The organism is Pseudomonas sp. MWU12-2020 (assembly GCF_023100605.1).
Taxonomy (GTDB): Bacteria; Pseudomonadota; Gammaproteobacteria; order Pseudomonadales; family Pseudomonadaceae; genus Aquipseudomonas; species Aquipseudomonas fluorescens_H.
Genome location: NZ_JALMEX010000041.1, coordinates 1 through 1,094, shown reverse-complemented (window position 1 = coordinate 1,094; position 1,094 = coordinate 1). Strand labels below are relative to the sequence as shown.

1 pseudogene is annotated in these 1,094 nt (G+C 56.3%); it reads right to left on the bottom strand.

The features are described 5' to 3' along the window. Positions 1–114 precede the first annotated feature (114 nt). Positions 115–1,094: pseudogene (locus M0814_RS28935) on the bottom strand (hypothetical protein); the annotation flags it as partial.

The following is a 1,094-nucleotide window of genomic DNA, read 5'->3' as shown; positions in this document are numbered from 1 at the left end:
ATTGATAGCGCGTATTGAGCAGCTTGGCCACTTCCGGGCCGGTGGCGGCGAAGGCGAGGGTGCTGAAAAGCCAGAGGGTGAGCAGCAGTTGCTTGAGCAACGAAATGGGAGTGTTCATCGGGAATACTCCAACGTTGCCGAGTGAGGTAGTGGGTTCTGCAGGGCGGTCTCTGAAACACTTTGGTCGGCAGGGTCGTAGGCGAATTCATGGCCTGTATCTGCCGCAAGATTCAAATGCACAACGGGCAGAAAACGACCGGTCTGCTGAAAGAAGTCTTGCTGAAAAAAAGCCGCATTGGCCTTTCCAGCGGCCGCGATATAGAAAAAAGCCTCAAGGGGAAGTTGAGCGCCGATGTCTTGCGGCCACGAGGCGATGACGACCTCGTTGTGCTGGCTCTGATCGGTTGCGTTCAGAAAGGAACGCGCCACGATGCTCTGCTCGAACTGTGCCGGGCTGCTGTTGAAGCTGCAGCCAGTGCTCTTGTGAGAGAGCGTGTAAAAAAGGTCTACCCATTGTTCGCCAGTGCTGATCCCTTGTTCTTCACAAGGCCTGCTTCGCACCAGATCGTAGCTATGCTCGTTGCAACCGGATGATCTGAAGTCGGTTCCTCCATCAAATGGAAACGCGCAGCGCAGCGTGAGAGGGTAAGCGACGGGGGCTGCCAGCTCTTTGATGATCAAACCCTGATTCTTGCCATAGACGAGTCTGGATGCGAAAACATCGGAACGCAGGTAGGAGAACGCCACTGCGTTTCGCAGGGTAGAGCCCGGGCTGGGATTCCATGCATGAAACGCTGGCGATGCATCGGTGATACGTATCAACACGCCATTGCAGTTATACGCAGCGGTATCACCTCGACAGTTGGGAGACGTATCGGCGTATCGCGCGTTCAATCGCGAAGCGACCTCATAGCCGTTGTACAACTGGTCCTGCAGGTTGAAGCCGAACACCGCGCCGGGTGGCTGATGCAGATCCATGCGCAGGACCGGCAACCAGTCCCCGGTGGCAGTGAAGTAATCACGCTGATCCCTCTGTGCGCCGAGCAATGCGCCGGTTTGCGAGGTGTCGTAAAACAGCGCTTGTATCGGGATCC